Consider the following 25727-nt stretch of genomic DNA (forward strand, 5'->3'; position numbering starts at 1 on the left):
GTTCTTTTGCGTTGTCTCCCCGCCGCGTGCGGCTGATCCGCAGCGGCAAGGGAATCTGCCGGCCGAAGCCGACAGCACAGACTTTCCTATCCTATCCGATTTCCGCAGCCCGGAATGACACCCCGTCACCGGCCCGGCGGGACGCTGCGCTACGAGGCGCCCTGAGCGAAGAACAGTTCCGCAACCGCAGCCAGCCGCTGGGGGTCCAGTACGCCTGCCATTTCCCGCGCCGAGTGCATGGACAGGACGGGGATGCCGACATCGACGGTGCGGATGCCCAGCCGGGTGGCGGTGAGCGGACCGATGGTGGAACCGCAGGGAACCGAGTTGTGCGAGACGAACTCCTGGTACGGAACTCCGGCCGAGGCGCAGAGACGGGCCCACGCGGCGGTTCCGGGGGCGTCGGTGGTGTACCGCTGGTTGGCGTTGATCTTCAGCAGCGGTCCGCCGTTGAGTACCGGATGGTTGGCCGGGTCGTGCCGCTCGGCGTAGTTGGGGTGGACGGCGTGCCCGACGTCGGCAGAGATGCAGAAGGACGCGGCCAGCGCGCGGGCCCGCTCCGCCGTGGTTGCGCCCAGTCCGTCGCCGATGCGCAGCAGGATGTCTTCGAGGAACGGGCCGGCGGCACCCGAGCGGCTGCCGCTGCCAACCTCTTCATGGTCAAAGGCGGCCAGCACGGCGATGGGCGCGCCCGGCGCAACGTCTGCCGCCATCAGGGCGGCGACGCCGGCGTGGACGGAGGACAGGTTGTCCAGCCGTCCGGAGGCGAAGAACTCGCCTTCGGCGCCGAAGACCTGCGGCTCCTGGGTGTCTGCGGCAACAATGTCGTAGCCGCCGATCTCGTCAGTGGCCAGTCCCGCCTTGGCGGCCAGGAAGGCCAGCAGATCAGCGGTGGAAGGGTCCCCGAGTCCCCAGACGGGGTTCATGTGCTGCTGCTTATCCAGTTTCAGCCCGTCGTTGACGGCCCGGTCCAGGTGGATGGCCAGCTGCGGGAAGCGCAGCAGCGGACCGGTTTCCACCAGGTGTTCCGTGCCGTCGAGGGTGACCATACGGCCGGCCAGCTGGAGTTCGCGGTCCAGCCAGGAGTTCAACAGCGGCCCGCCGTAGACTTCGACACCGGCCTGCAGCCATCCGTCACGGCCGGTGGTGGGCCGCGGTTTGAGCTTGAACGTGGGTGAATCGGTATGCGTGCCGAAAATGGAGAATCCCGTCGCCGGACCGGCATCCTGCGGTGCCACCCATGCAATGAACGCGCCGTCACGGACGACGAAGTACTTTCCCGCTGTCCGGGGGAAATCCTCCGTTTCGGTGACTTCGGTGAAGCCTGCCCCGGCAAGCCGGCGGGCGCTTTCCCGGACGGCGTGGAAGCTGGAGGGCGAGGCGCTGACAAACGCGCCGAGATCTTTTACGTGGGCCAATGCGTCAGACATGCTCCGATTCAATCAGAGGAGCCCGGGCTCACGTAACCGGCGTCCCGCGACGGACACAAAAACCCCCGGCAGCTATGCGCTGCCGGGGGTTGTTGAGGAGATGTCCGGTGAAGACGCCGCCGGCCGTTCTTCCGCCGCCGCCTCCACCGAAGCTGTAGGTCCCTAGACGTCGCGTCGCTTGGTGACGATCAGGGAGATGATGAGCAGCACGAGCGCCCAGGCCGCCAGGACCAGTCCACCCTCCAGCTGCGTCAGGGCGCCTTCAGCGGGTGCCCCGGCCAGAACCAGCTGGGTGCCCGCGTTGCTCGGCAGGAACCGCGCTGCGTCGGGAATCCAGTCGGCGATGCCCTCGACAATGCTCACCACCAGCGGCAGCACGAAGATGATGCCGATGGCAGTCACCACTCCCCCGGCGGTGTTGCGCAGCAGCGTACCGATCGCCATGGAAAACACCGCGATCAGGGCCAGGCAGGTGCCGGTGTTCAGGATGCTGGCAAGGACACCGCGGTCATCCAGCGACAGGCTCAGGTCTCCGCTGTTCAGGATCGGCTGCGCCACGAGGTAGGAAATGAACGCGGCGCCGGCGCCGATCACGAAGGAAATCACGGCGATGACGAGGTTCTTGGCCAGCAGGGCCGGAATCCGCTTCGGGACGGCGCTGAAGGTCGAGCGGATCATGCCGGTGCCCCACTCCGAGGCAATCAGTACCACGCCAAGCGAGGCGATCAGCAGCTGGCCGAAGAACAGTCCGCTGGCGGGGATTTCAGGCACCAGGTCCTGGTACACCTGCGGGTCGCCGAAGGCCATGGCCTCTTCGGGGGTGCTCGCCGCACTGATCATGTCGATCACGACGACGACCTGCCAGGCCGCGAGCGCGGCCAGACCAACCATCACAACAACCGTGATGGCCAGCAGGATGACGGTGGAGGGGACCGTGTTGACCTTGATCCATTCGGATTTCAGGACACGCATGAAGTTCACGCCGGTGCCGGCAGGGGCGGGTGCGCCGTGCTTTTTGGATTCTGTAGCGGTACTCACGGTGCTAGTTCCCCTTCCCGGAGGCAGTTCCCGCAGGAACAGGTTCCTGCGGCAGGTCCTGGGACCGGTATTCGACGTCGTCCCGTGTCAGTTCCATGTAGGCGTCCTCCAGGGACACCTGCTGGGGTGTCAGCTCGTACACGAGAATCCGCCGTTCCAGTGCGGCCTCGGCGATGCTGCGCGGCTCCGCCCCGGTGATTTCCAGTAGCCCGCCCTCCTGCTCGACGCCGGTGACCCCGGGTGCGTCCAGTGCCAGCAGCAGTTCACGCGGACTGTCGGTGCGGACAAGCGTCCGGACCTTGTCCTGGCCGGAGATGATCTCGCTGATCGGGGCGTCCGCAATGATCCTGCCCCGGCCAATAACAATGAGGTGGTCGGCGGTCTGCGCCATTTCGCTCATGAGGTGCGAAGAGAGGAACACCGTGCGTCCCTCGGAGGCCAGCCCCCGGGCGAGGTGGCGGACCCAGAGGACACCCTCGGGGTCCAGTCCGTTGACCGGTTCATCGAGGATGACGGTATGCGGATCGCCCAGCAGCGCCACGGCAATGCCCAGCCGCTGGCCCATGCCCAGGGAGAAGCCGCCCACCCGCTTCTTCGCCACGGGACCCAGACCGGTCAGCTCAATGACCTCGTTGACCCGCTTGGCGGAAATACCGTGGGTGGCTGCCATGGCACGCAGGTGGTTGTAGGCACTGCGCTTGGTGTGCACGGCCTTGGCGTCCAGCAGGGCCCCCACCTCCCGCAGGGGCGCCTTATGCCGGGCATAGGGCAGCCCGTTGACCAGCACCTTGCCGGACGTGGGGTTGTCCAGACCCACGATCATCCGCATGGTCGTGGACTTACCCGCCCCGTTCGGGCCCAGGAAGCCGGTGACCTTGCCCGGCTGGACAGTAAAGGAAACGTTGTCAACGGCGGATTTTGCGCCGTAGCGTTTCGAGAGGCCGTGTGCCTCGATCATGGTGATCCTCACGTTGGAACGGAAAGCGGGTTCGGGGGGCTGCCTCCAGCCTAGGCCAGCACGGCAGGCACCGGGACCGTTCCAAGGGATGATTCAGGCTAAATCAGTAGTCCCCCTTAGGGATGACTCGGGGTTATCCCTGAGTCATCCTGCCCGGGCACTGACGAACCGTCGCTGCGGGCGCCGGCCCGGTCCCCCGCTCCGTTCATGCGCTGTGACTCGTATTCGACTTCCCCCCGGGTAAGTTCCATGTACGCGTCCTCCAGGGATTCCTGCTGCGGCGTGAGCTCCGTGACCAGGATCCGCCGGGCGAGCGCCGCCTCGGCAATGCGGCGCGGCGGCAGGCCCACCACCTCCAGCACTCCCGGCCCCGTCCGGCGAACCTCCACCTCAGTGGAACCGATGGCGGCAGCCAGGGTGTCGGCGTCGTCGGTCCGGACCAGTGTGCGCGCCCGGCCGCCGCCGATCATCTCCTGCATGGGGGCATCCGTCAGGATCCGGCCCCGGCCGATCACAATCAGGTGGTCCGCGGTCACCGCCATTTCGCTCATGAGGTGTGAGGAAATGAACACCGTCCGGCCCTCCGAGGCCAGGCCCCGGACCAGGTGCCGGACCCACAGCACGCCTTCGGGGTCCAGCCCGTTGACCGGTTCGTCAAGAATCAGGGTTTGTGGATCTCCCAGCAGCGCCACCGCAATGCCCAGCCGCTGCCCCATGCCCATGGAGAAGCTTCCGACGCGTTTCCTCGCCACCGGCCCCAGACCGGCGATTTCGATCACCTCATCGATCCGCTGCTTCGAGATGCCGTGGGTGGCGGCCATGGCGCGCAGATGGTTGTAGGCCGTGCGTTTGGGATGCACTGCCCTGGCTTCCAGCAGCGCTCCGACCTCATGCAGCGGTGCCTTGTGGGCGGCGTAGGGCCGGCCGTTGACGGTCACCGCTCCGGCGGTGGGATGGTCCAGGCCCACGATCATGCGCATGGTGGTGGACTTGCCGGCGCCGTTGGGGCCCAGGAAACCGGTCACCTTCCCCGGCTGGACCGCAAACGTGACACCGTCGACGGCGGTTTTCGGACCGAACCGCTTCGCGAGGTTTACTGCCTCAATCATGGTGTCCTTTCAGGGCTACCGGGAGCTGACCGAGGCGAATTTGCGCACGGACAGGGGGACGAAGGCAACCAGCAGCACCAGCGACCCAATCACTACGGTAGGGATGGCGTTCTGCATCGGCCAGGTGTCCGGAATGGGTGCGGTCCCCAGATTGCCGAATAGTTCCCGGGCCGCTTGGACCAGGGCGGATACCGGGTTCCAGTCCGCAAAGATCCGCAGCGGCGTCGGCAGGGTGGAACTCTGCACAAACGCATTGGAAATGAACGTGATGGGAAACAGGATGATGAAGGATGCGTTGTTGATGGTCTCCGGTGTCCGCACGGACATGCCTAGCAGGGCCATCACCCAGCTGAAGGCGTAGGAGAAGAGCAGGAGCAGTCCCACGGCCGCCAGGAAGGACAGGAAATTCGTATTGACCCGCCAGCCCACCAACAGCCCGGTGCCCATCATGATGATCATGGAAATTGCGTTCAGCGCCAGGTCTGAATTGGTCCGGCCGATCAACACTGCCGAGGGGCTCATGGGCAGGGTCCGGAAGCGGTCGATGATGCCTTCCTTCAAATCCTGTGCCATGGCCGCGCCGGAGAACGTGGACCCAAAGACCACGGTCTGGGCAAAGATCCCGGCCATCAGGTACTGGGTGTAGTCCGTGCCGGCCACACTGATGGAGCCTCCGTAGACCTGGCTGAACAGCAGCACGAACATAATCGGCTGCAGCACGGCAAAGATGATCATGTCCGGCGAGCGCTTGATCTTGATCAGGTTGCGCTTGGTGACAGTCCAGCCGTCGTCGACCCAGTTCAGTGCCGGTGACCGGCCGCGGGTCCCTGTCGACTGCAGGCTGGTAGCGGCGGCGCTCATCGGTGCGCCCCTTCCCCGGCTTTCGCCGTGTTCCTGGTGCCGGCTTCGGTTCCCTCCGGCTCCGGTTCCTCCTCGGCCGGACGGCCGGTGAGCTGGAGGAACACGTCATCAAGGGTGGGCCGGCGGATGCCGGCGTCGTGCAGGCCGATGTGCTGTTCCTGCAGATCCGACAGGACCTGCTGCAGGGATGCCGGTCCGTTTTGGACGGCTACCTCCAGGGTCCTGCCGTCGTCGGAGGTGTGCGGCGGCCCGGCTCCGTGCAGGGTGAGGATGGCGCGCGCGGCACCGGCATCGTTGCCGTCAACGAGGGCCACCGCAACACTGTGTCCGCCGATTCGTGATTTCAGCTGGTCCGAGGTGCCTTCGGCGATCACCCTTCCGCGGTCGATCACCGCCACCGTGTCCGCGAGCTGATCGGCTTCTTCCAGGTACTGGGTGGTGAGCAGCAGCGTGGTGCCCGCTGCGACAAGGTCCTTGATGACCTGCCACAGGGCCAGCCGGCTCCGCGGGTCCAGCCCGGTGGTGGGTTCATCGAGGAACAGCACCCGCGGGCTGTTAACCAGCGCTCCGGCCAGATCCAGGCGCCTCCGCATACCGCCGGAGTATCCCTTGACGGGACGGTTGCCGGCGTCGGTGAGCTCGAACATATCAATCAGTTCCGCCGCACGGGCCCGTGCCTGTTTCGGCGTCAGGTGGTAAAGCCGGCCCACCATCCGCAGATTCTCCTGGCCGGTGAGGTTCTCATCGACGGCGGCGTACTGCCCGGACACTCCGATAATCCGGCGGACACCCTTCGGATCCGCCAGCACATCGATGCCGTCAATCCGGAGGGTGCCGGCATCGGGCTTGATCAGGGTGGTGAGGACCTTCACCGCCGTGGTCTTCCCGGCACCGTTGGGACCCAGCAGCGCCATCACGGTACCTTCGGGGACCGCTATGTCCAGGCCGTCCAGTGCATGCACCGGACCGCTCTTGGACTGGTAGACCTTGGTGACCCCGTGCGCCTGGATCAGCGGAGCCCGGTCAGTGGAGGAAGAACGCTCCAGATAAGGGGACATGGGTTCGAGGGTAGGGCCGGAAGGCATCCCGGCGCCGCCCCTTTGAGGACAATTCCGGTCCGCTGTGCTCAGGTTGTTTCGGAAACGGGCTTCCGTTCAGCCGCTGCCGGCGCAAACACGATGGATACCAGCATGGCCACACCCACCACCAGCAGCGCGTTCCGCACACCCCAGAGCTCCCCCAGGAAACCCAGCACGGGCGGGCCGAGGAAGAACGCGGTGTAGCCGATGGTGGACACCACGGAGATGCGCGCCGGTGCGTGCGCGGGGTCTTCGCCCGCCGCGGACATACCCATCGGGAAGCCGAGCGCCGCGCCGATACCCCACAGCACGGCGCCCAGTCCCGCCAGCACCAGGTTCGGTGCCAGCACAAAGAGCAGCAGGCCGGCCAGGGAGGCGCTCATGCAGATCCGCAGCGCCCGGACGCGGCCCATGCGGTCAATGAGTTTGGCACCGAACCAGCGGGTGAGGGTCATGGCGGCCACGAAAACGGCAAACATCACGGCGCCGGTGGACTCGGTGGCCCCCAGTCCGTCCACAGTGGCCTTGGCCACCCAGTCATTTGCCGCACCCTCGGTCAGGGCGGCGCCGAGTACAACGACGCCGATCAGCAGCGTCCGCCCTTCACGCCAGGCACCGAACCGGGACACGGGTGCCGGAGCCGGGCCGCCGTCTGCCGCCGCGGGCAGGTGCGGCAGCTGCAGGAAGTTCCGCGGCACAATCAGCACGATGATACAAACCACCGTCAGGATGCCCAGCAGGTGCAGTGACAGGGAGACTCCGGCAAAGGACAGCAGCGCGCCGATCATGGCCCCGGTAAAGGACCCGGCGCTGAAGGCACCGTGGAAACGCGGCATGATGTTCCGTCCGAGGCGCCGTTCAACGTCGGCCCCTTCGAGGTTCATCGCCACGTCCCAGCCGGCAATGCCGATGCCGAAGACGAGCAGCCCGGCGCCGGTGATCGGGATGGATCCGAGGTAGAGTCCGGCGGCGACCGCCAGGGAAGCCGCCGACGTCGTGATGCCGCCGGCACGAACGGTGCCCGCGGTGCCGATCCGCTGCGCCACGGACCCGGCCAGCGGCAGCGCCGCCACCGAGCCGATAGCCGAGAACAGCAGCAGCAGCCCGACACCGGCAGCACCGATGCCCAGATCCTGTGCCGCGGCCGGAATGCGCGCCGCCCAGCTGGCGAAGACCAGCCCGTTCAGCCCGAAGCAGACGAAGACCGCGATGAGTGCCTTGTTCAGGGACGATTCGTTGACTTCATGCACGGCAATATTCTCCACTATCGAACCCGGTCGACCCGTTTTTCGTCCCAGACCGGCGTCTCCGATTCGTAGACCTTGCCGTCGGAGCCGAAGACCAGGAACCGGTCAAAGCTGCGGGCAAACCAACGGTCGTGGGTGACGGCCAGGACAGTGCCTTCGAAAGCGTCGATGGCTTTTTCCAACGCTTCGGCCGAATGCAGGTCCAGGTTGTCGGTCGGTTCGTCCAGCAGCAGCAGCGTGGCGCCGGAGAGTTCCAGCAGGAGGATCTGCAGCCGGGCCTGCTGGCCGCCGGACAGGGACTCGTACTTCTGTTCCGAGGAAGCCGCGAGGCCGTACCGGTCCAGCGCGCCGGCGGCGGCTTCGCGCCCCAGCCCGGAACGGTGCTCGTCGCCGCGGTGCAGGATGTCCAGCAGGGTGCGCTCGGCCAGATCGGGCCGCATCATGGTCTGGGCGAAGAAGCCCGGCCGGATGCGGGCACCGAGTTTCACCGTGCCGTTGTGCGGAACCGGCGCAATCTCCACCTCGGACACCGGCTCGTGTTCCCGGTCCGGGTCGGTGCCGCCCAGCGCGAGCAGGCGCAGGAAGTGGGATTTGCCGGACCCGTTGGAGCCCAGCACCCCCACCCGGTCGCCGAACCAGATTTCGGTGCTGAAGGGCTTCATCAGCCCGGTGAGCTCCAGTTTCTCCGCCACCACGGCACGTTTGGCCGTCCGGCCGCCGCGCAGCCGCATCTTGACGTTCTGTTCCACGGGCAGGGCCTCCGGCGGACCGGCTTCGAGGAACTTGGCCAGGCGGGTCTGCGCGGCCTGGTAGCGGTTGGCCATGTCGGAGCGGAACGCGGCCTTGTTCTTGTACATGTTGACGAGTTCCTTGAGCTTGAGGTGCTCCTCGTCCCAGCGCCGCCGCAGCTCCTCGAACCGGGCATTGCGGTCCTCGCGGGCCTTCACGTAGCTGCCGAATCCGCCGCCGTGGATCCAGGCGGAGGCACCGTTGATGCCCGGCTCCAGGGTGACGATCCGGGTGGCGGCGTTGTCCAGCAGTTCCCGGTCGTGGCTGACGAACAGCACCGATTTTTTCGATTCCGCGAGCTTGGCCTCGAGCCAGCGTTTGCCGGGCACGTCCAGGTAGTTGTCCGGTTCATCCAGCAACAGCAGCTCATCGGGGCCGGCGAAGAGCGCCTCCAGGACCAGGCGCTTCTGCTCGCCGCCGGAGAGGGAGGCCGCCTTGCGGTACTGGGCGCGGTCGAAGGGCAGGCCCAGCGCAGCCATGGTCACCTCGTCCCAGACGGTCTCCTGCTCATAGCCGCCCACGTCGCCCCAGTCGGTGATGGCGGTGGCGTAGCGCATCTGGGTGGGCTCGTCGTCGTGCTCCATCATGGCCATCTCGGCAGCGTCGACTTCCCGCGCCGCGGCTGCCAGCGCCGGCGGGGCGGCGGACACCAGCAGGTCCCGCACCGTGCTGTCATCGCGGACCTGGCCGACGAACTGGCGCATGATGCCCATGTTGCCGGACCGGGACACTGTCCCCTCGTCCGGAGCCAGGTCGCCGGAGATAATCCGCAGCAGGGTGGTCTTGCCGGTGCCGTTGGGGCCGATGAGGGCGGTCTTGTGGCCGTCCCCCACCTTGAAACTGACACCGTTGAGCAGCTGCCGGCCGTCGGAGAGGAAATAGTCAATGTTGGATACGTCGAGATGCGCCACATCTCCATACTCGCATCTCCGCCAGCCCGGCCCGGGCGCACCCGCCGTTCAGGGGCATGCCCGCCGGGCATACGATAAAACCATGATCTTTATTACCGTCAAATTCCTTGTTAAGCCCGAATGGACCGAACGCTGGCCGGAGCTGACCGCCGATTTCACCGCCGCAACCCGGCAGGAGCCGGGCAACCTGTGGTTCGACTGGTCCCGCAGCCTGGAGAACCCCAACGAATTCGTGCTCGTGGAAGCGTTCAAGGACGACGCCGCAGAGGCCCACGTGGGCAGCGCGCACTTCCAGCAGGCCATGAAGGACATGGTTCCGGCACTGGTGGAAACGCCCTGGATCATCAACACCGTCATCGACGGCGAAGAGTGGTCCCGGATGGGTGAACTCACCGTCGAATAGCGGTTACTTTCGATCCGGTTCGTAACCGGCGCGGCTCAGCATCTTCCGCAGGTCAACCACGGTCTGTTCGTCGATGTCCTTGCCGTGCGGAACGGACAGGTACTCGGTCTGCCCGGCCAGGGTCACTTCATACTTGCCGTTGTGCTCCCTGGTTGTGTCCGCCACTGCGTCCAGCAGTGACACCACGTCCTTCCACTCGACGTTGCCGCTCGAGGGATGCCGCAGGATCCTGTCCAGCGTGTCCCGGTGGTGATTGTTCAGATGCTCGGTCATGGGGAACCTCCTAGCTATCAGTTCCCCATGACCGGCACCCGAGCGCAAGGCATGCGCCGCCCTACTCGAAAATAAGCTCCAGCTTGTCGCCGTCGATCTTGGCTTCGGCGAACTCGGTGAAGGTGTCACTCTCCTCGAAGGGTTCCCATTTGCCGTTTCCGCCGCGGTTGACTTCGCAGTTCAGCGTGATTTTGATGTCCGTGGCAAGGAACCCGATGGTCTCATCCAGGGCGGTGGTTCCGGCTACCGGGTCGATGCTCGGTCCGGAGGCCAGGGACCACTTGATGTTGCGGTACCGCTCCGGGTATTCCATGTCAGGGACATTGTTCAGGCAGCCCGGGTTCACCAGCTTGGTCGATGCCAGGCAGTTGTCCAGCCAGGCCGTCATCTCCGTCTTCAGTGCCTCATCGGCGGCGTCGCTGAGCTTCGGCCAGTAGCTGAAGATCTGCTGCGGGGAATCCAGTTCCACTTCCACGGTCTCGTTGTCCCCGTAGTCGATGAACTTGCTTCCGGCGATGGGTTCAATCTTGTAGTCACCCGGAAGCACGGCAAGATCAACTGTCTGCAGGCCGCCGTCATCTTTGAACTCCGGCAGTGCCACGGTCACGCCGTTGACGGTCATTTCCTTGGGCCGGTATGAATTCTCCGGAATATCCAGGGTCACCGACCAGTCCATCAGGTCATCCTCGATCTTCCACTTCGGGAAGAGGAGGTTCTGCCGGCCGTCCTTCACCACACGGATGGTGTGCTCGGCGGTGGATCCGGCCCGCGTGACATCCGCGGTGACAACTCCGCCGTTGGCACCGTCGAACCCGGTGATCTTGTAGTCGGAGATGCGGTTCTCGGCCGCCTGGTACACCTCGTTGTTGATCAGAACCGTGTCCAGCCCCTCACCCGCCGGCAGCAGTTCAACGGCCTTTTCCGCATCGCCGTCCTTCAGTGCGCCAAGGTATTCCTCCACCACGCCTTCTGCGCCGTACACGTTCTTCGCCAGATACGAGTAGGTGGCAATTCCGGCGGCCAGCAGCAGGACCAACACGCCGCCAAGGATGGCGAGCAGCGTGAGCTTCTTCTTTTTCTTCGGATCCATCGGCTGGCGCGGGGCAGTGGCTCCCGGCGGATTCCAGCCTCCACCGTTGGATCCGGGCGGCGGCGGAGCCGGTGCCTGCGGCGGTCCCGGAGGCGGCGACTGCGGATACGCTGCTGTCCCCTGTGCTGCTCCCTGTCCTGCTCCGTGTCCTGCCGGCGCGGCCGGGCCTGGATTTTCGTTGCTCAATGTAGTTGTCCCCCCATTATTGTTCCCCCGGTTTTTCTCTTTCCGGCGCGTGCGCCGGAAAGACAAACCTACAATTTTTTGGCGATCTGCGTCACACCGCAGCCGGGGAAGGCGCCAGGTCGGGAACCGGCAGGCCGAATATGTCCTTCAACGCCAGTTCGGCCGCGTGCATCCCGCCCATCCCGTGGACCCCGGGACCCGGAGGGGTGGATGCGGAGCTGAGGTATACCCCGGGCAGGGCTGTACGCCAGGGTGACGGGGAAAGCACCGGGCGCCTCAGCATCTGGGTCAGGGTCACGGCACCGCCGCCGAAATCCCCGCCCACATAGTTTTCGTTATAGCGGGCCAGTTCCGCCGCCGTCGTGACCGAAGAATTCACCACGACGTCGCGGAATCCGGGCGCGAACCGCTCAATCTGGGCGGTCACGGCTTCGGTCATATCCACGCTCGACCCGGCCGGAACGTGGCAGTAGGACCAGAGGATATGGCGTCCGGCCGGCGCGCGGGTGGGATCGAACCCGCTGGGCTGGGACGCGAGTACATACGGCCGGCGCGGGTGCCGCCCGGCCGCGACGTCCGCCTCGGCAGCCGCCAGCTCGGCACGGGTGCCGCCCAGGTGCAGCGTTCCGGTCTGCGCGAGTTCCGGGTTGGACCAGGGCACCGGGCCGGAGAGGATGAAATCCACTTTGCACGCGGCGTTGCCGTACCGGAACTGTTCCAGTGCCCGGGCGTAGCGGGCGGGCAGCCGGTTCCCGGCCAGTTCCAGCAGGACCGACGGCGAGACATCCAGGATAACCGCCCGTGAACCGGCCACTTCGTCCAGGGAGGAGACCCGATGGCCGGTGACAATCCGGCCGCCGTGTGCGCGGACATCTTCGGCCAGCGCGTCGGCTATGGATTGGGAGCCGCCGACGGGAACGGGCCAGCCGACCGAATGGGCGAGGGTGCTGAGCATCAGTCCGCCGCCGGCCGAGGGCAGCGAGGGCATCGGCCCCACCGGGTGGGCCGCCACACCGGAGAGCAGGGCGGGCGCGGCGTCCTCCATGAACCGTCGGTTCCACAGCGGCGTGCCCTGGTCCAGGACAGCGAGACCGAAACGGGCCAGGGCCACGGGATCCCGCGGAATGTTCAGCAGGGAACCCATCAGCAGTTCCGTCACTGCCTCGCTGCGTTTCACCAGGGGTTCCAGCAACCGGCGGTAGGCCGCCCCGTCCCGTCCCAGGCCGTCCACCGTCCGGTCCAGGTCCTTATAGGCCAGCGCTGCGCGGCCGCCGTCGAGCGGTGAGGCGTAGGAAATCTCCGGCACCACCAGGTCAATCCGCTTTTCCAGCCCGAAGCTGCGGAAAAACGGCGAGGCCAGCGCCATCGGATGCACCGCCGAGCAGATGTCATGCAGGTGGCCCGGTTCCATCAGCTCCTTGGTCCGGCTGCCGCCGCCCACCGTACCGCCGGTCTCGAAAACCTCGACCGACAGTCCGGCACGTGCCAGGACCACCGCTGCGGCCAGTCCGTTGGGACCGGCTCCGACCACGCTGACGTCGCTCATTGGGGTGTCTGTCCGCCCTTCCGTCCGGTGATTGCGGCCGCACGCGCCTTGGCCGATGCCGGCAGCGCGCGCAGTTTTTGCGGTGCCTCCCGGCGGATCTTCAGTGCCGCTGCTACCAGAGCGTACCGGCGCGGGTGCAGCGGAATGTCATAAGTGGTGGGAATGGTGACCACGGTCTTGGAGAAATTCCGTTTGAACGTGGTGACGTTGATCAGGCCGGGGTAGTTCTCGCTGACAATGCCGGTCAGCCCGCAGGCCGTGTTGCCGGCCTCCTTGAGCACTTTGAAGGCTTCCCAGAGCAGCAGATACGGGGCGTTGGTCTTGCGGGCACTGTGCGAGCTTGCCGCGAAATAGTAGACCGAGTAGCCGCGGTACTCGGTGGTGATCAGCCAGGACACGGGCCGGTTGTCCACATAGGCCACCATCAGGCGCAGGTACTGGCCCAGCTCGGTCAGCAGTGTTTCGTAGAAGGTTGATTCGAAGCTGGAGAATCCGTCACGGGCAGCGGTTTCCTGCATGATCGGGAACAACTCCGTACGGAAGACCTCTGCCCAGCGTTCGGGTTCAATGGTCCGCACCTCAACACCGAGCTTCTCCGCCTTGCGGATCAGGTTCCGGGCGTTGGAGCGGAAGGAGGCAAAGATGGCGTCCGTGTCCGGCGTCAGGTCAACCACGATTTCCCGCTCGTACCAGCCGTGTTCCAGCGGTCCCGTCACCGGAGGCTGGGGATGGCTCACCTGCATCCGGATGTACAGCGGATCCACCGCCGGATCGTCCCGGAACTGTGCCTGCACTGTCGCCACCAGGCGGGCTTCGGCGTTATGCGTGCGCGTGGTGAACCAGGTGGGCCCGTTGACCACTACCAGGGAGGGGCGCAGCCGTCGCTCTGAGCGGAGGTAACTGGCCATGGCAACCAGCGTGCCGCCGTCGTAATAGGCCCAGATACCGTAGGGGCTGCGGCCGAGTTTCCGTTCGAAATCCGCCCAGTACGGCGTTTGTTCCAGCGGGATCACCACATCGGGATGCGCGGCGGCCAGGGCCTCGAAATCCTCGTGGGAAAGCTGCTCGGAACGGTATGGGACGGGGGTCACTGTGCTTCTTTCGACGGGGCCTCGTGCGCTTCCAAGGGTACCTGAACGCTCTTGGCGCGCCTGAGGACCCAGCGGTCGGGGGCACCGTCAAAGGGTCCTCCCTGCGGGTCGTCAACGCCGTTGCGCCGCACCGGATCTCCGGCGGGGTCAAGGATGTCCGCCACCACTTTGCCCATGAGATAGACCGTGGCCAGAACATGGCCCAGGACGGCCAGCACGTAGTATGGCGAATCGATGTTGTTCTGCGCCGCTCCGCCGGATGTTTCGCGAGCCAGGTACATCCAGATGGCCCACCAGTGCATCACTTCGAAGAACTGCCAGATGAGGAAGTCCCGCCAGCGCGGCCGCGCGAGGGCAACCAACGGCAGGAGCCAGAGGACAAACTGCGGCGAGTAGACCTTGTTCGTGAGGATGAAGGCGGCCACGATCAGGAAGGCCAGCTGGGCCAGCCGGGGTCTGCGTTCGGCGCGCAGGGCCAGCACGGCAATGCCGGCGCAGGCCAGGGCGAACAGGACGTAGGCCCACACATTGATGAAGGCCGCATCCACGGTCGCCCCGCCGTAGCGTTCCACGGTCAGGTTCCAGCCGAACCAGATCGAGGAATAGCCCGCCGGACGCTCGGACGTGAAGCTGAGGAAATACCGCCAGGACTCGTAGTCCCGCAGCAGGAAGGGCAGGTTGACTGCCAGCCAGGCGCCGCCGGCGGCGGCGAACGTAAGGACGGCCGGGCGCAGGCGCAGGGTCCGCAGCGCCAGGACCAGCACGGCACCGAGGATCAATACGGGGTAAAGCTTCAGGGCGGTCCCCAGCCCGATCAGGATTCCCGCCGCGACCGGCCGGTTGCGGGCAAACGCGAGCATGCCCGCGGCGGCCAGCAGCACTGCCCAAATGTCCCAGTTGATAAACACCGCAAGGACGGCGGCGGGTGCCAGGGCAACCATGGCCGCGTCCCACGGCCGGCGGCCGGACATCCGCATGGTCAGCACCACGGTGGCAATCCACGCTCCCGTGGCCAGCAGCGCATTGACGTCGAAGTAGTGAAGGGCCCGCAGTGCGGTGGCGCCGTCCTCCTGCCCGGGGATCAGCAGCGCGGTGGCCCCGGCGAGCAGTCCCAGCAGGACCGGGTATTCAAAGAAGGAACCCTCCGTGAGGAACGGGAAGACCCCCTCCCCCAGGCCGCGCGTACGGAACAGTTCCGGCCAGTCCGAGTAGCATGCCTGATAAAAGTGGCCGGGGGTGCTCCAGCCTCCGGCACGGCAGGGCATCTTGACCAGTACGGCGAGCAGGGCGGAAATGGTGGTGAACAGGATCAGCACCCGTTCCACCGTAAAGAACCCCGGGTTCACGATGCCCGGTGCCGTGAACCGCCCCAGCGGGCCGCCGATGACTTCGCTGAATTTGCGCAGGAACGGGTCATTACGGCTGGGCGCCACTATCCGCATCGGGCGGCGCCGGGGGCTGGGATCCATGTCTCCCAGTATCCAGTAAGCTCCGACCCGCCGGTCAGCCGCCCCGCACGTCGGGGTATGCCCGGGGCCGGAGGCGAAGCATCACCGCGTTCCCGGTGTAGGCTGGCGGCCGTCCCCGTACTCCACCCCCGTACTCCCGCCGCACTCCCCCCGCGTGCCCATCTGCAATTGGGTTTGCCGTCCGGGCCAAACTCCAAGTGTCAGCACGTAGACTATGGGGGTTGTCTGCGCCGGGCGCGCAGCGTTCAACATTTCTTCAAAGGAGAACCGTGTCCGAGAACCCCATCCGGGTGGCAATCGTCGGTGTTGGAAACTGCGCAGCTTCGCTGGTGCAGGGTGTCCAGTACTACCGAAACGCCGACCCCAGCGAGATTGTCCCTGGCCTGATGCACGTGAAGTTCGGCGACTACCACGTCAATGACGTGCAGTTCGTTGCCGCCTTCGACGTCGACAGCAAAAAGGTTGGCCTGGATCTGGCCGACGCCATCGGCGCCAGCGAGAACAACACCATCAAGATTGCCGACGTTCCGGAAACCGGCATTACGGTGCAGCGCGGGCACACCCTCGACGGGCTGGGCAAGTACTACCGGGAAACCATTGTCGAGTCCGACGCCGCCCCCGTGGACATTGTCGCCGCGCTGAAGGACAACGCCGTTGACGTGATGGTCTGCTACCTTCCGGTCGGTTCGGAGCAGGCTGCCAAGTTCTACGCCCAGTGCGCCATTGACGCCGGCGTCGCCTTCGTCAACGCCCTGCCCGTGTTCATCGCCGGCACCAAGGAATGGGCGGACAAGTTCACCGAAGCCGGTGTTCCCATTGTCGGTGACGACATCAAGAGCCAGATCGGCGCCACCATCACGCACCGCGTGATGGCCAAGCTGTTCGAGGACCGCGGCGTGGTGCTGGACCGCACCTACCAGCTCAACGTCGGCGGCAACATGGACTTCAAGAACATGCTCGAACGCGAACGGCTGGAATCAAAGAAGATTTCCAAGACCCAGGCGGTTACCTCCAATACCTCCGCCGATCTCAAGGCGGACGACGTGCATATCGGCCCGTCCGACTATGTCGCCTGGCTGGATGACCGCAAGTGGGCCTTCGTCCGCCTCGAAGGCCGCAACTTCGGCGACGCCCCGGTGTCCCTGGAGTACAAGCTGGAAGTATGGGACTCCCCCAACTCCGCCGGCGTGATCATCGATGCCGTCCGCGCCGCCAAGATCGCGCTTGACCGGGGTGTCGGCGGCCCCATCCTCTCGGCGTCGAGCTACTTCATGAAGTCCCCGCCGGAGCAGTACAACGACGATATTGCCAAGGAAAAGGTGGAGCAGTTCATCCGCGGCGAGGTCGAACGCTAGACAGCATTTCGCAGAACGCCCCCGCACCCCGGTTTTCCGGGGCCGGGGGCGTTCTTGTGTCCGGCGGCATGCGGTTCAGATCAGGCCCGAGGGCGTGCCGTCCGCGGCAACGGACATGTTGAGTGCGGCGGGGGCCTTCGGCAGCCCGGGCATGGTCATGACCGCCCCGGTCAGCGCCACCACGAAGCCGGCGCCGGTTTTGACGGACAGGTCCCGCACATGGATGGTGAATCCGGAAGGCGCCCCCAGGGCCGTGGCGTCGTCGGAGAACGAGTACTGCGTTTTGGCCATGCAGACGGGAAGGTGCTCCAGGCCGCGGGCGGCGATCTCTTCCAGCCGGCGCCGGGCCGGCAGCGCAAACTCAACGTCCGCCGCGCCGTAGATGTCCCGGGCAACGGTGCGGATTTTTTCCTCCACGGGCAGCTCATCCGGATACAGGAACCGGAAGTCGACCGGCCGGGAGAGCGCCTTCAGCACCGTTGCGGCCAGCTCATCCCCGCCCGGCCCGCCGCCGCCGTTCGCCCAGACATCGGCGACGGCGGCATCCACGCCTTCGGTGGCGCACCATTCGCGCAGCCAGCGCAGCTCCGCCTCACTGTCGGTGGTGAAGCGGTTAATCGCGACCACCGGGTTGATGCCGAACCGGCGGATATTTGCCAGGTGGCGCCGCAGGTTGGACGTGCCGGCCTCCAGCGCGGGCAGGTTCTCCTCGGCCAGTTGCTCCCGCGGCACTCCTCCGTGCATCTTCAGGGCGCGGATGGTGGCCACCACCACCACTGCATCCGGGGCGACGTCGGCCACCCGGGACTTGATATCCAGGTACTTCTCGGCGCCCAGATCGGCGCCGAAGCCCGCTTCGGTCACCACAATGTCGGCGAGCCGGCGCGCGGTGGCGGTGGCGATGACCGAGTTGCAGCCGTGTGCGATATTGGCGAAGGGCCCGCCGTGAACCAGCGCCGGCGTCCCGGCCAGGGTCTGTACGAAGTTTGGTTTCAGTGCATCCCGCAGCAGCAGCGTCATGGCTCCCTCGGCGCCCAGGTCCGCCACCGTCACCGGCCGGCGGTCGTAGGTGTAGCCCACGGTGATCCGCGCCAGGCGTTCGGTGAGGTCGGTGAGGTCGCGGGCCAGGCAGAAGACGGCCATCACCTCCGAGGCAACGGTGATGTCGAAGCCGTCCTGCCTCGGCACTCCCTGGGCGGGGCCGCCGAGCCCGATGACGATCTCCCGCAGGGCGCGGTCATTCATGTCCAGGACGCGTTTGATGGTGATCCGCCGCGGGTCCAGCCCCAGCGGATTGCCCTGGAAGATGGAGTTGTCCACGAGGGCGGCCAGCGCATTGTTCGCCGATGTAATGGCGTGGAAGTCGCCGGTGAAGTGCAGGTTAATGTCCTCCATGGGCACCACCTGGGAGTAGCCGCCGCCGGTTGCTCCCCCCTTCATGCCCAGGACCGGGCCCATGGACGGTTCCCGCAGGGCGATAAAGACGTTCTTCCCGGCACCGTGCAGGGCGTCGGCCAGGCCAACGGTGACCGTCGATTTTCCTTCACCGGCAGGGGTCGGGCTCATCGCCGTCACCAGCACCACCCGGCCCGGAGTCCTGTTCCCCGGCAGAAGTACCGGGTCCACCTTGGCCTTATAACGGCCGAAGAGTTCCAAGGCCTCCTCGGGAATGCCGGCCGCTGCTGCCACCTCGGCGACAGGCCGGAGCCGGGCCGCCCGGGAGATTTCCAGGTCCGTCGGAACATTGGTGCGCATATGCCGCGTTTCCTTCCGCTGCGCCGGCAACGGATCGCGTTGGCGGCCGGGTCATTGGATGGAAGCCAAGCTATCAGCCGGGCCGGTGTCCTGCGCGCCTACCGGCTATTTCCGGACGGAGCGGCTGGCAAACTGATCCGCTGCCTCCCGGTAGCTCTCTGCGGTGAGCATCGCGGTGCGCCGCCAGCCGAAGGACTGCGCGTGGGCGGCGGCTCCTTCGCCGAGGGCACGACGGCGCTCGGTGCCGTCGTAGAGGGCCTCGAGTTCCTCGGCCCAGCGTCCGGGGGCGTGTCCGTTGACCAGCACGCCGCTGCGTCCGTGCCGCACTGCCTTGGGCAGGCCGCCCACGTTCGCGGCCAGCACCGGCGTGCCGCAGGCCTGGGCTTCCAAAGCCACCAGGCCGAACGATTCGCTGAAAGAGGGCACCGCCACAACATCTGCGGAGCGGAACCAGTCCGCCAGCTGATGCGGTTGCACGGGCGGGCGCAGCGAGACGGTGTCCTGCAGCCCGAGACCGCGGATCAGCGGGGCCAAGTCAAGGACCTGCGAGCCGCTGCCGGCACCCAGGATGCTCACCCGCAGGGGAATATCGGGGCGCCGTCGCCGCAGCTCGGCCGCGGCCTCCACCAGGATCTGCGGGCCCTTCATCCGCTGGATGCGGCCGGCAAACACCACGTGGAACACTCCGGGCAGGAAACCCCTGCCGGCCCGCACGCCCGGCCTGCCGCGGGGCGAGAACACGTTCAGGTCCACTCCCGGTGCCACGACGTCCACGGTGCGCGGATCCGCGCCGTACAGGGTCTCCAGCTCGGCGGCTTCGGTGCTGGTGTTGGCGATCAGCCGGGTGGCGCCGCGGACTATCTGCTGTTCGCCGTCGATACGGATCGGCGGCTCGGGAGCCTCCCCCGGCTGGGCCTGCAGATTCTTCACGCGCGCCATAGTGTGCATGGTGTGCACCAGCGGCAGGTCCCACTGCCGGGCCACGGTCAGGCCCGCTGTGCCGGAAACCCAGTAGTGGGAGTGGACGACGTCGAAGCCGCCCTCCAGCAGGAAGGGCTGTGCCTCGGCAACCGCGGTGGCCAGGTCCAGATAAGGCAGCTGTTCCTTGGGTACCCGGCGAACCGGACCGGCAGGCACATGGCGTACCGTCACGCCCGGCGCCAGCTGCACGTCGGCCCGCTGTTCCGGATCGGTGGCGCGGGTGAAGATCTCCACCTCGGTGCCCGCACGGGCCAGTTCAAGGGCTACTGAACGGACATAGACATTCATGCCGCCGGCGTCGCCGGAGCCGGGCTGCTCCAGGGGGGAGGTGTGCAGGGAGAGCATGGCCACACGTTTGACCTGGGGCACCTTGCTCCCTTCCATCCTGAAATCTTCTCTATCGACTTTATAACGCCGCGCGCTTCAGCTTTGTTTCCTGTCGGCTAAAACACGTGCGCCGGGCACCGTCAGGTGCCCGGCGCGGCCGGTGCCCAAGCGGATCGGGCGGGAGATGCACACCCGCTACTTCGCGGAATGGAAGTAGTGCAGCAGCAGGTAGCCCTGCTCTCCGGACAGCGCAGCGTCCAGACGCGCGTCGTGGGCTGCGTTGGCACGCAGATAGGAACGGTGCAGGCGCTTCAGCATTGAATACACCCCCTTCAGCGGGTGGTGTTGGACGGTCGGACGTTGTGCGGGAGGCCGCGCAGGAGGTGCCTCCGCCGCCTTCGGCGTTTTCCCGGGCATCAGGTCGGCGGAAGGATCGGAGTGAAGACGGGTTTCGGGCATGGACGTATAAGGCAGGGGATATTCAGGCACTGGAATCTCCAAAAAGGGAGCCCACAATGGGCACAGGAAAATACGGAAAGGTAAATGTCTAAAAAGACAAAGAGGAGGCGGCAAAAGGCAGCAATAATTACGTCAGGGCGATTTGCGGGATGATTACCCGACCAAGACGGAATGATGCCTTAGCCTGCCTTTGCACCCGCGACGCCAGGAGTCCGTGTCGCCCGCCCAGAGCAGGCGGCGAGCACGGAGGCCGGGTGGCCGGAAGCTGGAGCTATCCGGTGCGGGCGGTGCAGTGAGGGGTTAGGCGGCGGCGCTTAGGCGGTGACAGCTGGCCCATGGCCAGCGGTAAACCGGTGCGCGGCGTAGAGCCATCCGGAAAGGGACGGCGCCCACGGAGCCCGGAACCGCGGCCGGAGATTATGACCGGCAATGCCGAAGCCGCTATTAATGCTCATATTCATAACTCTCCACCTCCTGTTCGCGGGTCCTTTTGCGGGGACCTGGACTTAGTTCCGGGTTACTTTCGGTTCTGCCTGGGCGGGCTGGAAAAGCGCCCGCAAAAGAAAGATACAACAGATTTCCCGGCCCTGCCTAGTACTTTTGAATAATTCTTTGGAATTATTTTCCGAGCCAGGGCCGGCGGGCCGGGACAATCTGGAGGTCAGAGGTTCCAGCCGACTACGGCGGGGGTGTGTTTGTCCCAGCCGAGGGTGCAGACGGCGGCGGTGCTGAGGGCGAAGTGGCGGCCGAACTCCGGCGGGAGGCCCAGCCAGCGGGCAGCCAGGATGCGAAGGAAATGCCCGTGTGCCACCAAGAGGACCTTTTCCACCGGGGTGGCCTCCGGATTGCGGTCCATTTCGGTTCCGGAGCCGGCCTGGACGGCGGAAATGATGCGGTCCGCCCGCTCGGCCACCTGGGCCAGGGATTCACCGTTGGGCACCCCGTCCTTCCAGATCAGGTAGCCCGGGTTCTCTTCACGCACCTGCCGGCTGTTGCGGCCCTCGTTGTCTCCGTAATCCCACTCGTGGGCATGGGGAACAATCTCCGCGTCGGGGTAGCCCACCAGCTCCGCGGTCCGGCGGGCCCGGATCAGGGGCGAGGTGAGGACCCGGTCAAACGTCACGGGGCCGATTTTCTCCAGCGCCGCCCTGGCCTGGTTTTCACCTTCGGGCGTCAGCGGAATATCCGTCAGCCCGGTGTAGTTGCCCTCACGGCTCCACTCGGTTTCACCGTGCCGCAGGAGCCACAGGCGGGGCAGCCTGGTCCCGGACGGGGTCAGGTCCGGTACTGCCGGTCCGAAGTTGTCCCCGTTGCTCATTTATTTATCCTTCGCGTTTGTACCTGATCCATCCTGCCCCCGCAGGCCTTCTTTTTCCGTTGTATCAGGTGTCTGGCCAGTCTGCTGCATTGAGCTCTCCGGTTGTGTGGACCACCACGTCCGGAGCAGCTCGGCCGCTTCCGCCTCGCTCCGGGGGCCGTTCTCCATCCGTTCCTCCAAGAGGAAGCGGTAGGCCCGGCCCACCACCGGGCCGGGACGGATGTCCAGCAGGGCCATGATTGCCTCGCCGTCCAGGTCCGGGCGGATGGCGGCGAGTTCTTCCTGTTCGGCCAGCGCGGCAATGCGCTGTTCCAGGTCGTCATAGGCGAACGCCAGCCGCTCGGCCTTCCTCCGGTTCCGGGTGGTGACGTCGGAACGGGTCAGCCGGTGCAGGCGCTCGAGCAGCGGCCCGGCGTCGTTGACGTAACGGCGCACCGCCGAGTCGGTCCAGCCGGCGTCACCGTACCCGTAAAACCGCATGTGCAGTTCCACCAGCCGGGCGACTGACTTGATCGTGTCGGTGTCGAACCGCAGCGCCTTCATCCGTTTGGCCGTGAGCTTGGCGCCGACGGCATCGTGGTGCAGGAAGCTCACCGAACCGGACGGTTCAAAGCGGCGGGTGGACGGCTTGCCCACGTCATGCATCAGGGCAGCGAAGCGCAGCACGAAGTCCGGGCCGGGCACGGCGCCGTCGGCATCCGTTTCCAGTTCGCAGGCCTGGCGCAGGACGGTCAGGGAGTGCTGGTAGACGTCCTTGTGCCGGTGATGCTCATCGATCTCCAGTTTCAATGCGGACACCTCGGGCAGCACATGCTCGGCCAGTCCGCTCTCGACCAGCAGGTCCACCCCGGTCCACGGAGCCTTGCCGTTAATCAGTTTGGTCAGTTCATCGCGCACCCGTTCGGCGGAGATGATTCCGATGCGTCCGGCCATGTCCTGCATGGCCGCGAACACCTCGGGTGCCACCTGTACCTGCAGCTGGGAGGCGAAACGGGCTGCCCGCATCATCCGCAGCGGATCGTCGGAGAACGACGTCGACGGCGCACCGGGCGTCCGCACCATGCCTGCATGCAGGTCCCGGGCGCCCCCGAAGGGATCCACCAGTTCCATGGACGGCAGCCTCAGCGCCATGGCATTCATGGTGAAATCCCGGCGGAACAGGTCGTCTTCGAGTTTGTCCCCGAAGGCCACGGCGGGCTTCCGGGAGGACGGATCGTAGGCGTCGGCCCGGTAGGTGGTGATCTCCACCTGGAAGCCGTCCTTGCGCATGCCGATGGTGCCGAATTCGCGGCCGATTTCCCAGAAGGTGTCCGCCCAGCCCTTGATGATCCGGATGATGTCATCCGGACGGGCGTTGGTGGTGAAATCCAGGTCCGGCGAGACCCGGCCCAGGAACAGGTCCCGCACGGGTCCGCCCACGAGCGAGAGCTCATAACCGGCGTCCTCGAAACGGGTGCCCAGTTCCGGGATGACGCCGGGCAGCGGGGACTTTAAAGCAGAACTATCAAAAAGGTGCGCCATAGTGCTTTAAGCGTGCCAGATAAAACAGCGGGGACCGACAAGGGTGCCGGGTTCCCGGGCGGACACGCCGAGGGTTCCCGCTTCCTCTCCGGCAGGCTGCCCAACAGTCATCATCCCCGGGGAAAGATCGTTACAGTGGGAGTATGGCCCATCCCGTACCGAGCGCCCCCAAGCGGACCCCGTTGACTGCGTCAATGGGTGGCGCGGGTGCGCATTCGGTACATGCCCCCCTGCCCACGGTCGAAGAGGTTTCCGCCGGCGGCATCGTGGTGGACACCTCCGATGAGCAGCTTCCCGTGGCCATCATTGCCCGGCTGAACCGCGGCGGACGGCTGGAGTGGTGCCTGCCCAAGGGCCATCCCGAAAATGACGAGGACAACCCGGAAGCGGCCATCCGGGAGATCGCCGAAGAGACCGGTATTGACGGCCGGATCCTGGCTGCCCTGGGCAGCATTGACTACTGGTTCACGGTCAGCGGGCACCGGGTGCACAAGACGGTGCACCACTACCTGCTCGAAGCCTGCGGCGGTCACCTGACCATCGAAAACGATCCGGATCACGAGGCCGTGGACGTTGCGTGGGTTCCGCTGGCGGAACTGGGCCGGAGGCTCTCCTTCCCCAATGAGCGCCGCATTGCGGACCTGGCGCGGGAGATCCTGCCCCGCCACCTCTGAGCTCCGCCGGTTCGGGCAGGCCGGTTGCGGCAATCCGGACCGGAAGTGAGAACATAGGGTCACGATGGCCGAAAAGAATATAGCCCCCAGTACTGCGCGTTCCAGCGCGGTGATGGCTGCGGGGACCCTGGTATCCCGAGTCCTGGGACTGGTCCGCACTGCCCTGCTGGCAATCGCCATTGGCAACACCGGACTGGTCACCGACATCTTCAGCTCCGCGAACGTGCTGCCGAACTTCATCTACCTGATGGTGGCCGGCGGGGTGTTCAACGCGGTACTGGTTCCGCAGATCATCAGGGCGAGCAAACGCCCGGACCGCGGGTCGGAGTACGTATCCCGGATCCTCACGCTCTGCCTGCTGCTGCTGGGAGTCATCGCCACACTGGCCACACTGGCGGCCCCCCTGATCCTCCCCCTGGTCACGGCGCTGAACCCCTCCCAGCTGCCGCTGGCGACCACCTTCGCCTACTGGCTCTTCCCGCAGATCTTCTTCTACGGTGCCTATGCGGTGATCGGGCAGATCCTCAACGCCAACGGCCGGTTCGGCGCCTATATGTGGGCTCCAGTGGTGAACAACATTGTGTCCATTGCCGGGCTGCTCCTCTTCATTACCTTCATCGGCCGCGAAGAAACGTCCTCCTTCTCCCCGGAAACCTGGACCAGCCAGGCGACCATCCTGCTGGCGGGAAGCACCACCCTCGGCATCGTGCTGCAGGCCGTTGTCCTGCTGATTCCGCTGCGCAAGCTCCGGCTCGGGCTGCGGCCGTCCTTCGGGCTGCGCGGGGTGGGACTGCGCCAGACCGGCAAGGTGGCCAAGTGGACCATCATCACCATGCTGATCGGCAACGGGGCCTACCTGGTCTACACGAAGGTGGCAACCATTGCATCCTCCGCCCGGCCTGAATACCAGGCCATGGGGCAGGAAATCGCGGGCCATCTGAACCTTGAGACAGCCTCCATGCTGTACATCATTCCGCATTCGGTGATCACCCTGTCGCTGGCGACGGTGCTGTTCAACACCATGTCCCACGCATACGCCGAGCAGGATTACGACGGCGTCCGGGCCACCCTCTCGCAGGGGCTGAGGGCCATCGGCGTGGCCACCGTGTTCTGCTCCGCGGTGCTGATCGTCCTCGCCGGGCCCATCAGCATCTGGTTCAGCGGCGGCTCGAATGTGTCCGCCACACTGCAGGCACAGGTCCTGGTTCTCCTGGCCTGCACTGCGCCTTTCCTCAGCGCGACGTTCCTGATGAACCGCGCGTTCTACGCCAATGAGGATGCGAAAACGCCGCTGATCATGCAGGTCATTCTCTCGGCGTTCGGTGTGGCACTGGCGCTGGCCGCTGCCAGGCTGCCCGCAGATAAGATCATCTTCGCCCTCGCCGTGGCGTACTCCCTGGGCAACATTGCCGCCGTCGTCGTCAGCCACATCTTCCTCACCCGCCGCCTGGGCAACTACGGTGCGGCCCGTGTGTTTGATGTCCACGTCCGGCTGGTTGTTGCCGCCCTCGGTGCGGCCCTCGTCGGATCGGTGGCGCTGCGGCTGATGGGCGGCTATGCGGTGGACGGTTTCGCGTGGCAGTCACTGGGCGCCGCCACGGTGGCCATGCTGGTCTGCGGCGTACTGATGGCAGGGACGTACTACCTGATGCTGCGCTGGCTCAAGGTCACCGAGCTGGATGCCTTCCTCGCGCCCGTCCTTGCCAAAATCCGCCGGTCTGCCTAAAGTGCCGACGCCGGGATTCGGCACGGACGCAGGTAGCATGGGAACAAAGCAGGCAGTTCAGGGCTGCGGCAGGCTGCCGCGTACCGTGTCCGTGAACGAACATCCATATACGCAGTTGTCAGCTCGCCTGA

General features: G+C 65.9%; 22 protein-coding genes. 4 read left to right on the forward strand and 18 right to left on the reverse strand.

Going from position 1 to position 25727, the window contains the following annotated elements; translation table 11 throughout:
• Nucleotides 1-149: 149 nt before the first annotated feature.
• The 8 genes from AC5RTS_RS12075 to AC5RTS_RS12110 form a co-directional block, all read right to left on the reverse strand.
• Complete coding sequence (locus tag AC5RTS_RS12075; protein ID WP_493992263.1) at nucleotides 150-1430, reverse strand: M18 family aminopeptidase; 1281 nt, start codon at nucleotides 1428-1430, stop codon at nucleotides 150-152.
• Nucleotides 1431-1592: 162 nt separating this feature from the next.
• Complete coding sequence (locus AC5RTS_RS12080) at nucleotides 1593-2468, reverse strand: ABC-2 transporter permease (RefSeq protein WP_493992264.1); 876 nt, start codon at nucleotides 2466-2468, stop codon at nucleotides 1593-1595.
• Between the two features lie 4 nt (nucleotides 2469-2472).
• Complete coding sequence (locus AC5RTS_RS12085; protein WP_493992265.1) at nucleotides 2473-3426, reverse strand: ABC transporter ATP-binding protein; 954 nt, start codon at nucleotides 3424-3426, stop codon at nucleotides 2473-2475.
• Between the two features lie 116 nt (nucleotides 3427-3542).
• Nucleotides 3543-4535: an ABC transporter ATP-binding protein gene (locus AC5RTS_RS12090; RefSeq protein WP_493992266.1), complete on the reverse strand. Its 993-nt coding sequence runs from the start codon at nucleotides 4533-4535 to the stop codon at nucleotides 3543-3545.
• A 15-nt stretch (nucleotides 4536-4550) separates the two neighbouring features.
• Nucleotides 4551-5396, reverse strand: coding sequence for an ABC transporter permease (locus AC5RTS_RS12095; protein ID WP_493992267.1), 846 nt, complete (start codon nucleotides 5394-5396; stop codon nucleotides 4551-4553).
• Entirely contained in the window at nucleotides 5393-6454 is a 1062-nt protein-coding gene (locus tag AC5RTS_RS12100; RefSeq protein ID WP_493992268.1) for an ATP-binding cassette domain-containing protein, read from the reverse strand. The genes AC5RTS_RS12095 and AC5RTS_RS12100 overlap by 4 nt, the downstream gene beginning before the upstream one ends.
• 68 nt (nucleotides 6455-6522) lie before the next feature.
• Entirely contained in the window at nucleotides 6523-7731 is a 1209-nt protein-coding gene (locus AC5RTS_RS12105; protein WP_493992387.1) for an MFS transporter, read from the reverse strand.
• An 8-nt stretch (nucleotides 7732-7739) separates the two neighbouring features.
• Nucleotides 7740-9422, reverse strand: coding sequence for an ABC-F family ATP-binding cassette domain-containing protein (locus tag AC5RTS_RS12110; RefSeq protein ID WP_493992269.1), 1683 nt, complete (start codon nucleotides 9420-9422; stop codon nucleotides 7740-7742).
• An 82-nt stretch (nucleotides 9423-9504) separates the two neighbouring features.
• Between AC5RTS_RS12110 and AC5RTS_RS12115 the strand changes: the two genes are divergently transcribed.
• Nucleotides 9505-9825 (forward strand): putative quinol monooxygenase, encoded by a 321-nt coding sequence (locus tag AC5RTS_RS12115; RefSeq protein WP_493992270.1) that lies wholly within the window; start codon nucleotides 9505-9507, stop codon nucleotides 9823-9825.
• 3 nt (nucleotides 9826-9828) lie between these two features.
• Here the strand turns inward: AC5RTS_RS12115 and AC5RTS_RS12120 are convergent, their stop codons facing one another.
• The 5 genes from AC5RTS_RS12120 to AC5RTS_RS12140 all read right to left on the reverse strand — a co-directional run bounded on the left by AC5RTS_RS12120 (nucleotide 9829) and on the right by AC5RTS_RS12140 (nucleotide 15480).
• Complete coding sequence (locus tag AC5RTS_RS12120; RefSeq protein WP_493992271.1) at nucleotides 9829-10098, reverse strand: hypothetical protein; 270 nt, start codon at nucleotides 10096-10098, stop codon at nucleotides 9829-9831.
• Nucleotides 10099-10159: 61 nt separating this feature from the next.
• Nucleotides 10160-11188, reverse strand: a complete 1029-nt coding sequence (locus AC5RTS_RS12125; protein ID WP_493992272.1) for a hypothetical protein — start codon at nucleotides 11186-11188, stop codon at nucleotides 10160-10162.
• A 277-nt stretch (nucleotides 11189-11465) separates the two neighbouring features.
• Nucleotides 11466-12920, reverse strand: a complete 1455-nt coding sequence (locus AC5RTS_RS12130) for a phytoene desaturase family protein (protein WP_493992273.1) — start codon at nucleotides 12918-12920, stop codon at nucleotides 11466-11468.
• The gene (locus AC5RTS_RS12135; protein WP_493992274.1) at nucleotides 12917-14011 is read right to left on the reverse strand and encodes a lipid II:glycine glycyltransferase FemX; all 1095 of its coding nucleotides are present in this window, start codon (nucleotides 14009-14011) and stop codon (nucleotides 12917-12919) included. The genes AC5RTS_RS12130 and AC5RTS_RS12135 overlap by 4 nt, the downstream gene beginning before the upstream one ends.
• A complete protein-coding gene (locus AC5RTS_RS12140; RefSeq protein ID WP_493992275.1) occupies nucleotides 14008-15480 on the reverse strand; it encodes a glycosyltransferase family 87 protein in 1473 nt (490 codons plus the stop codon). Before AC5RTS_RS12140 ends, AC5RTS_RS12135 begins: the two co-directional genes overlap by 4 nt.
• A gap of 269 nt (nucleotides 15481-15749) precedes the next feature.
• Here AC5RTS_RS12140 and AC5RTS_RS12145 point away from each other — a divergent pair, with 269 nt between their 5' ends.
• Complete coding sequence (locus AC5RTS_RS12145; RefSeq protein ID WP_493992276.1) at nucleotides 15750-16835, forward strand: inositol-3-phosphate synthase; 1086 nt, start codon at nucleotides 15750-15752, stop codon at nucleotides 16833-16835.
• Between the two features lie 75 nt (nucleotides 16836-16910).
• Here AC5RTS_RS12145 and AC5RTS_RS12150 read toward each other — a convergent pair whose 3' ends face one another.
• The 5 genes from AC5RTS_RS12150 to AC5RTS_RS12170 form a co-directional block, all read right to left on the reverse strand.
• Complete coding sequence (locus tag AC5RTS_RS12150) at nucleotides 16911-18590, reverse strand: formate--tetrahydrofolate ligase (RefSeq protein WP_493992277.1); 1680 nt, start codon at nucleotides 18588-18590, stop codon at nucleotides 16911-16913.
• 105 nt (nucleotides 18591-18695) lie between these two features.
• Entirely contained in the window at nucleotides 18696-19940 is a 1245-nt protein-coding gene (gene mshA, locus AC5RTS_RS12155; RefSeq protein WP_493992388.1) for a D-inositol-3-phosphate glycosyltransferase, read from the reverse strand.
• A gap of 153 nt (nucleotides 19941-20093) precedes the next feature.
• On the reverse strand, nucleotides 20094-20216 hold the full coding sequence (locus AC5RTS_RS12160; RefSeq protein WP_493992278.1) for a hypothetical protein: 123 nt from the start codon (nucleotides 20214-20216) through the stop codon (nucleotides 20094-20096).
• An 802-nt stretch (nucleotides 20217-21018) separates the two neighbouring features.
• Nucleotides 21019-21675, reverse strand: coding sequence for a histidine phosphatase family protein (locus AC5RTS_RS12165; RefSeq protein ID WP_493992279.1), 657 nt, complete (start codon nucleotides 21673-21675; stop codon nucleotides 21019-21021).
• Complete coding sequence (locus AC5RTS_RS12170) at nucleotides 21676-23196, reverse strand: CCA tRNA nucleotidyltransferase (protein ID WP_493992280.1); 1521 nt, start codon at nucleotides 23194-23196, stop codon at nucleotides 21676-21678. It abuts the gene before it with no gap.
• A gap of 194 nt (nucleotides 23197-23390) precedes the next feature.
• Between AC5RTS_RS12170 and AC5RTS_RS12175 the strand changes: the two genes are divergently transcribed.
• Nucleotides 23391-23870: an NUDIX hydrolase gene (locus AC5RTS_RS12175; RefSeq protein ID WP_493992389.1), complete on the forward strand. Its 480-nt coding sequence runs from the start codon at nucleotides 23391-23393 to the stop codon at nucleotides 23868-23870.
• 64 nt (nucleotides 23871-23934) lie between these two features.
• Nucleotides 23935-25596: a murein biosynthesis integral membrane protein MurJ gene (gene murJ / locus AC5RTS_RS12180; protein ID WP_493992281.1), complete on the forward strand. Its 1662-nt coding sequence runs from the start codon at nucleotides 23935-23937 to the stop codon at nucleotides 25594-25596.
• The last annotated feature ends 131 nt before the right edge of the window (nucleotides 25597-25727 follow it).

This window comes from Arthrobacter sp. MDT1-49-2, assembly GCF_059090185.1.